The 6,700-nt window shown below is 67.0% G+C and carries 6 protein-coding genes; 1 reads left to right on the top strand and 5 read right to left on the bottom strand.

What is annotated here, in order from left to right:
- The 3 genes from ACREE8_RS21885 to ACREE8_RS21875 all read right to left on the bottom strand — a co-directional run.
- On the bottom strand, positions 1-2,548 hold a 2,548-nt coding region (locus ACREE8_RS21885; RefSeq protein WP_431575137.1), incomplete at its 3' end, for a PAS domain-containing protein.
- 147 nt (positions 2,549-2,695) lie between these two features.
- A complete protein-coding gene (locus ACREE8_RS21880; RefSeq protein WP_431575136.1) occupies positions 2,696-3,196 on the bottom strand; it encodes an Hpt domain-containing protein in 501 nt (166 codons plus the stop codon).
- A gap of 170 nt (positions 3,197-3,366) precedes the next feature.
- Positions 3,367-4,569 (bottom strand): MFS transporter, encoded by a 1,203-nt coding sequence (locus ACREE8_RS21875; RefSeq protein WP_431575135.1) that lies wholly within the window; start codon positions 4,567-4,569, stop codon positions 3,367-3,369.
- A gap of 272 nt (positions 4,570-4,841) precedes the next feature.
- On the opposite strand from ACREE8_RS21875, the gene ACREE8_RS21870 reads away from it, so the two are divergent.
- Positions 4,842-5,555 carry a type 1 glutamine amidotransferase gene (locus ACREE8_RS21870; protein ID WP_431575134.1) on the top strand — a complete coding sequence of 238 codons (714 nt, stop codon included), beginning with the start codon at positions 4,842-4,844 and terminating at the stop codon, positions 5,553-5,555.
- A 22-nt stretch (positions 5,556-5,577) separates the two neighbouring features.
- Here the strand turns inward: ACREE8_RS21870 and ACREE8_RS21865 are convergent, their stop codons facing one another.
- The gene (locus ACREE8_RS21865; RefSeq protein ID WP_431575133.1) at positions 5,578-6,192 is read right to left on the bottom strand and encodes a HutD/Ves family protein; all 615 of its coding nucleotides are present in this window, start codon (positions 6,190-6,192) and stop codon (positions 5,578-5,580) included.
- A 109-nt stretch (positions 6,193-6,301) separates the two neighbouring features.
- A partial coding sequence (locus tag ACREE8_RS21860; RefSeq protein WP_431575132.1) for a trimethylamine methyltransferase family protein occupies positions 6,302-6,700 on the bottom strand: 399 nt, incomplete at its 5' end.

Here is a 6,700-nt window from a genome sequence, read left to right as displayed (position 1 = left end):
CATTGTCTTCGACGAGCAGGAGCGAGGCGCCGGGTCCCGTCGCCTGGTGCTGCTCGCGCGCAGCGGCCATCGAGACCTGCGTACCGTCCGCCGGATGCAAGGGCAGATCGAGAGCGAAGCGGCTGCCTTCGCCCTGCCGGCTCACCACCGTGATGGCTCCCCCCATCAGCTCGGCCAGCTGGCGGCAGATGGCGAGCCCCAAGCCGGTGCCGCCGAAGCGGCGCGCCATGGAGGAATCGCCCTGGGTGAATTTCCGGAACAGGCGGTCGAGCTGCGGCTGGTCCATGCCGATGCCGGTATCGCTGACAACAAAGAAGAAGTGCAGCGTGCCGCCGGTCGACGGGCCCGGACAGAGCTCCACCTTGACCCGCCCCTGCTCGGTGAACTTCACGGCGTTGCCGATGAGGTTCAGCAGGATCTGCCGCAGCCGGGCCGGGTCGCCCATCATCAGGGCGGGCAGCCCGTCGGCGAGGCCAAGCTCCAGCGCGAGACCCTTGGTGCGGGCCGTTTCGGCGTGGATCTCGACCGCATCGCGCACGATCTCGGCCGGATCGAAGGCGATGGTCTCGACCTCCAGCCGGCCCGCCTCGAGCTTGGACAGATCGAGAATGTCGTTGAGCAGGGCCATCAGCGATTTGCCGGAGCGCCGGATCACCTCGCCATAGCGGCGCTGCTCCTCGCTCAGATCGGTTTCCAGAAGCAGCGCCGTCATACCGAGGACACCGTTCATCGGCGTGCGGATCTCGTGGCTCATCACGGCGAGGAACTCGGACTTGGCGGCATTGGCCTGCTCGGCCGCCTCCATCGCCGCCTGCAGCTCGACCTCGCGCTGCTTCTCCTCCTGGATGTCGCTGAGGGCGCCGGCGATGCGGAAGGGCTGTCCCCCACGATCCAACACGGCGCGTGCCCGCGTCCGCACCCAATGATAGGCGCCGTCGCCGCGGCGCAGCCGGTACTCGACCGAGTAGCCGTGCTCGTTGAAGCCGCCCGCGAGATACTCGGCCAGCAGCGCCGCCCGCTTTGGCTTGTCATCGGGATGGACCAGGTCCTCGAATGCCTCGATCGTGTGCGGCGACTGGGACAGGTCGTAACCCATCATCTCGGCCAAGCGTGGCGCAAACCACAACCGCCCGGTCGCCAGATGCCAGTCCCAGATCGCATCCGAGGTGCCGCGCAGCGCCAGATCGAAGCGCTGGCGGCTTTCTTCGAGCTGGGCGCGCACCGCGCGCTCCTCGGTCACGTCGATGACGGTGCCGACATAACCGGTGGTCTTGCCGCCCTCCTTGATCGGATGCGCGGTATCCCGCACCAGCCGGACCTCGCCGTCCGCCCGCCTCCAGCGATATTCCTCGTCATAGTCGGTGGCTTCGTTGCGGGCGGCCTCGTACCAGTTCGCGATGACGCGGCGGCGATCGTCGGGATGAAGCGCCGTCGACCAATCCTCGCCCATCGAGGTCCTGGCATCGCGACCCGTGATCGCGCTCCAGCCCTCATTGACATAGAGGCAGCGGCCGGCGGCATCCGTCCGGTAGATCCCCACATGGGTGGCTTCGGCCAGCGTGCGGAAATGCGATTCGCTCTTCTCGAGCGCCTTGCGCATGAAATTCTGCTCTTCGAGCGCGGCGCCGAGCAGCAGGCCCGACAGCGCCGTCACGCACATCATCAGGGGCGGCAGCAGCAGGTCGCTGGAGGTGACCGGCAGGGCATCGTCGATCGGTGTCTGGTGCGCCAGGAGGCCGGCGACGGCGGCCGTGACCACGATCAGGGTCGCGAGACTGCCGCCGCGACGGCCGAAACGCATGACGGCCCAGAGCACCAGGGGCGTCGCCAGGAAGGTCGGCAACAGCTCGGCGGCTCGCGCCCAGCCGACCGAGCTGAAGAGCCAGAAGCCGCTGAGGCAAAGCGCCAAGCCCAGCAGCCCCGCCTCCAGAGAGCGCTTATGGCTCCAGCCACCGAGCCATCGCTTCGCCCAGGCTTTCCGCCCGCCGGTCTTCTGGCAAAGCGGCCACCACAAGACCAGCATCGGCGTCAGCACGATGTAGCCGATGGCTTCGGTCAGGAGCCAGCCCGGCAGCACATCGAGCAGCGGAACGCCCATGCCCCAATGAACCGCCATCGCCCCGAGCCCCGCCCCGAAAACGGGAACCGCCAGACCGGCGATCAGAATGAAGCGCACGACCTCCTGCAGCCGGGCAAAGCGATCACCGGCCCCGAGCCAGCGCTGGATCAGCCAGGCACCGAGCGCGATCTCGGCGGCGTTGGCGACCGCCATCATCGCGGAGACGAAAGCCGGATCGCCCTCGAGGATATCGGCCAGCACGATGCCCAGCGCCAATGCCGGCAGCTGCACCTGCCAGGGCCGGCGCAGCATGATGAAGCCCATTGCCAGCGCGTTGGGGAGCCATATCGTGGCGACGCCATTGCTGCCGCGCGACAGATCGATGCTGAAGGCCGCCAGCGCGAAATAGAGAAAGCCGAAGCCCAGGATCTGCGCGATCCGGTCTGCGGATATCGGCTTGAACTTGCCTACGGTCGAAGAGAACGTCACCGGATGGATCGCGACCCAAGAAGCGCGCGACAGGAATCGGGGGCTGCCGCCCGGGCGCCGTCGCGGGCAGAGACCGGTCCTGATCGTCGGTAATTAGGGTTAATTCTCGCTGAAGCCGGAACGCACCGAAAAAGGACCGTTCCGGTCCTAGCCGCCGCCGGCCATGGCCTGGAGCTTGGCGACCAGCTTCTGGCCGACCTCGCCCCCTTCGCCGCGCACCGATTTCTCGAGGATCAGGCGAAGCGCCTTCAGATGCACCTCGACCAGCCCGAAGGTGGCTTCCTCGGCGGGCAGCTCGACATGGCGCGCGCTGCCGCCCGGGCCGACCAGCAGCCGGCAGAGCGACTGCGCCACATGGGTCACCAGCGGAAAGCCGAAGCTCCCGCCCTGCCCCTTCATGTCATGGGCGACGCCATAAAGGCGCTGCAGGGCCGGCTGGGCCGCCGCCGGATTGGCCCGTGCCTCGGACAGGGCCTGCTCGGCCTTGGTCAGGTCGGCAAGCGCCCAGTTCTGGTAATCGGCACTGAGCTCGGCCACCGCATCTTGGGCCCGCTTGACCGTGGCCGCGATTCCGCCGGCCTGGCCCTGGTTGGGAGCGGGACGGGCGGCGGGCGGGTCGACCGGGGTGCGTTCGGCCGGCTTGGCCATGCAGGTCCATTCCTGTGATCGGGACGCCAGGGATCCCAGGCAATACTGGCTTGCGCCTTGAGGCCCCGCAAACGAGGTCCCGAGGCGCACACCCGGTCAGGATCGTCCAGGAGCCCTTAACATTGCGCTAAGATGACAGCCTCGACGAGGCCGCAACGGGCCGACCGGCATCACATCTTCTTCGGAATCTTCAGCGCCACGACGGCGGCGACGAACATGAAGAGGCCGCAGGCGAAGAACACCGCGCGGATGTCGAAGAAACTCAGCAACACCGAATAGAAGGCCTGCGGCGCCAGATCCGACAGGTCGATATAGGTCCGGAACACCGTCGTCATCTGCGGCCGTTCGAGCGGACGCACGGCGCGCATATAGGGAATATTGCCGAAGGCATCGAGCAGGCAGCAGAAGGCCGAGCCGGCGAGCAGGACGCCGGCCGCGATCCAGGGCCAGTGATGCAGGAAGCCGGCCGCCGTGGTGAGAACGCCCAGCCCAATGAAGCCGATGACGATCGGCCGGCGGATGCCGGTGCGCTGCGCCAGGCGGCCGAAGAGCGGAGTCACGAACAGCATGGCGTTACCGAGCGAGACCAGCATCGCCCCGGCGAAATCGCCCTTGCCGGCCTGCACCAGGAACAGCGGCGGATAGACGAAATACATCGCCCACCAGCAGGACCGGCTGAACGGCACGAACCAGCCGAGCCGCAGCCGTGGCTGGGCGATGAAACGGCGGATTGAGGCGATCGGATTGGGCGGCGGGCGCGTGGCCGCGGCCACGGCCGGGTTCTCGCTCATCCGCAGATACCAGAAATAGACCAGCAGGACCGCGCAGGAGCCGGCGGAGATGAACTCGGCAACGCCCTGACCGACATCGGTATAGAGCCAGACACCCAGCGCCGGCCCGATCGTCCAGGCGGCGGCGCTGAACATCAGACGGAGCGGCTCCGAGCGCACCAGGTCGCGGCGCCGGATATAGTCCATCACATAGAGGCTCAAGGTGATGTTGAGGGCGGCGGCGCCGAAGGCGCGCGCCAGCATGGCGCCGATCTGACCGTACAAAGTCGCGGTCGCGAGCAGCAGGGCGGCCACCAGCAGCGCCAGAATGCCCGCGGTATAGACCCAGCGGCGCTTGAAGCGGCGGATCAGGAACGGGATGGCGAAGCTCGATGCCAGTCCGACGATGCCGACCAGCGTGTAGAGGATGCTGACGTCGCGCGTATTGTGCAGCAGCGAATAGGCCTGGAGCGGGATGATGGTGGCGATCAGGCCGCGCGCGAAGCTCTCGAGCGTGAACATGATCGCGAAGACGATCGCACCGGGGCGGCTCACGGCACGCAGCCACATCGGGCCGGTGTCGGAGGGGATATCAGTCGGCATGAAGGGTGGGGGACTCGGTAGGGCGCAATCTCGCCGGAAATGAGCCTCGTTCTTATCACGGGTGCCGGTTAAGCGGGAGTGTAGAGCCGTCCTTTTCCCGCCGCTTTCCGACGAAAGCGACGGGTCCGCCTGCAAGCGATGCAAGGCAGGGTTGAGGCCGCGATGGCTGGCACCGGGGCCGGCGCGCCCTATAATCGCGCCCGACCGGACGACCCTGGGCCTATCGGGCGATCGGCGACTGGCCGTCTCATTTTGTGCGAGCAACCGGGTCCATGAAAATCCTGATCATCCAGAATGATTCCCTAGGGCAACCCGGTATCGTCGCCGAACGGATCGAGGCGCAGGGCGGCAAGGCTGAAATCCGCAAGCCCCATGAGGGCGACCCTCTGCCCGAGAGCCCGAAGGGCTATGACGGGATGGTGGTTCTGGGCGGTGTCCAGCATGCCAATGACGATGCCAACTTCCCGGCCTTTCCCGCGATCCTCGAGAGCATGCGCGACTTTCACCGCGAGGGACGCGGCTTGCTGGGGATCTGCCTGGGCGCCCAGCTCATGGCGCGCGCCTTCGGCGGCAAGGTCCGCCGCCATACCCATCTCGAGGTCGGGTTCCACGACCTGACCGTGACGCCCGAAGGCCAGAAGGACCCGGTCGTCGGCGGGCTCGGAACCACGGCGCGCATCATGCAGTGGCATGAGGACACCTTCGACCTGCCCGAGGAGGCCGAGCTGCTCATGAAGGGCGAGGGCTGCCGCAACCAGGCCTTCCGGGTCGGCAAGCGCTCTTACGGATTCCAGTGCCATTTCGAGGCGACGCCGGCGATCGCCGACACCTGGTTTGCGGCCTGCCTGCCCAGCCTCACCAAGCATCTCGGCGCCGAGAAGGCCCCCTCCACCCTCACGCGCCTGCGCGCCGAATGGCCGGGCAACGCGCCCAACGCCCGCCGCTTCGCCGAAGCCGTCAGCGACCGCTGGCTGGCGCTGGACTAAGCGCTCCTACCGTCATCCCCCACTACGTCCGCTGGCGCGGCGTCAACCTGGCCATGAAGAGTGTCGACTGGCTGCGGCCGAAGGCGACGGCGTGTTTGGCGGCGAGCTCGACATTGATGATGAGGGTGTCGCCGGGCTCGAGCAGGGTGCCGTCGTCGAGCACGGTGTTTCCCTCGATCACATAGAGAATGAGGGTGGTGCCGCGGCCGAGCGCCGGCAGCATCCGGTCGCGGCGGTTGAGCGTCAGGATCCCGGCCGAGACCTGGAAATCGCGCCGGACCATCAAATTGAAGTCGCGCACCGAGCCGTCGATCAGCCAGCAGCGTACCGAATCGTCGCCGCTGAACTGGAACGGGACATGCGGCTCGTCGATGCGCTCCTCGCGCCCATTATCGAAGCGCAGCACCATGCCGTTGCCGCCCATGAGCATGATATAGCGGTCATAGCCGGGAAAGACCGAGAACGGGCCGTCGGCCTTGACCTCGGCCAGCGACAAGCGCCAGCGGAAGGATTTATCGAGCGGCGTGTCGGGCGGATCGATGGCGATCTCGGCCGTCATGCCCTGGCTGTTCTTCCAGGGCATGACCCGATGTTCGTTGGCCTTGATCAGGCGGCGCATCGCCATCGCGGTCTGCACTCGGGTCTCGGAGGGCCCCACCGGCCCCCGGGAGTCGCGCCCCCAACGGGGCGGGTCCAGAGAATCAAATAATCGACCCGCCCACAAGGCCGGCCAGTGGCGGAACGGTTCAATATTTCCCGTTGCCGATCTCGATCTTGCGCCGCGCCACATAGGCCGCCAGGGCCTCGCGCGCGGCCGGATCCATCGGCGGTTCCTGATATTGGCGCAAGAGCTCCTTCCAGATGGCGTTGGCCCGGTGGGTGCCGTCGATCGAGCCGGCATCGGTCCAGGTCTCGAAATTGCGCCAGTCGGAGAGCAGCGGGGCATAGAACGCATGCTCGAAGCGCTCCAGCGTATGGCCGACACCGAAGAAATGACCGCCGGGCCCAACCTCCGCGATGGCCTCGATTCCGAGGCTCGCCCGGTCGGTCGCGATCGGCGTCAGGGTCTCGCGCATGAGCTGGTGCATTTCACAGTCAAGAATGAGTTTCTCGACCGACGCTGTGAGCCCGCCCTCGAGCCAGCC

Source organism: Hypericibacter sp., from assembly GCF_050729195.1.
Classification (GTDB): Bacteria; Pseudomonadota; Alphaproteobacteria; order Dongiales; family Dongiaceae; genus Hypericibacter.
The sequence above is the reverse complement of the archived record's forward strand: the minus strand, read 5'-3'. Positions and strand labels throughout refer to the sequence as shown.

Coding starts and splice junctions, on each gene's coding strand:
- ACREE8_RS21875 (WP_431575135.1), bottom strand. CDS start 4,569: ATGCCGACTGATATCCCCTCCGACACCGGCCCGATGTGGCTGCGTGCC.
- ACREE8_RS21880 (WP_431575136.1), bottom strand. CDS start 3,196: ATGGCCAAGCCGGCCGAACGCACCCCGGTCGACCCGCCCGCCGCCCGT.
- ACREE8_RS21870 (WP_431575134.1), top strand. CDS start 4,842: ATGAAAATCCTGATCATCCAGAATGATTCCCTAGGGCAACCCGGTATC.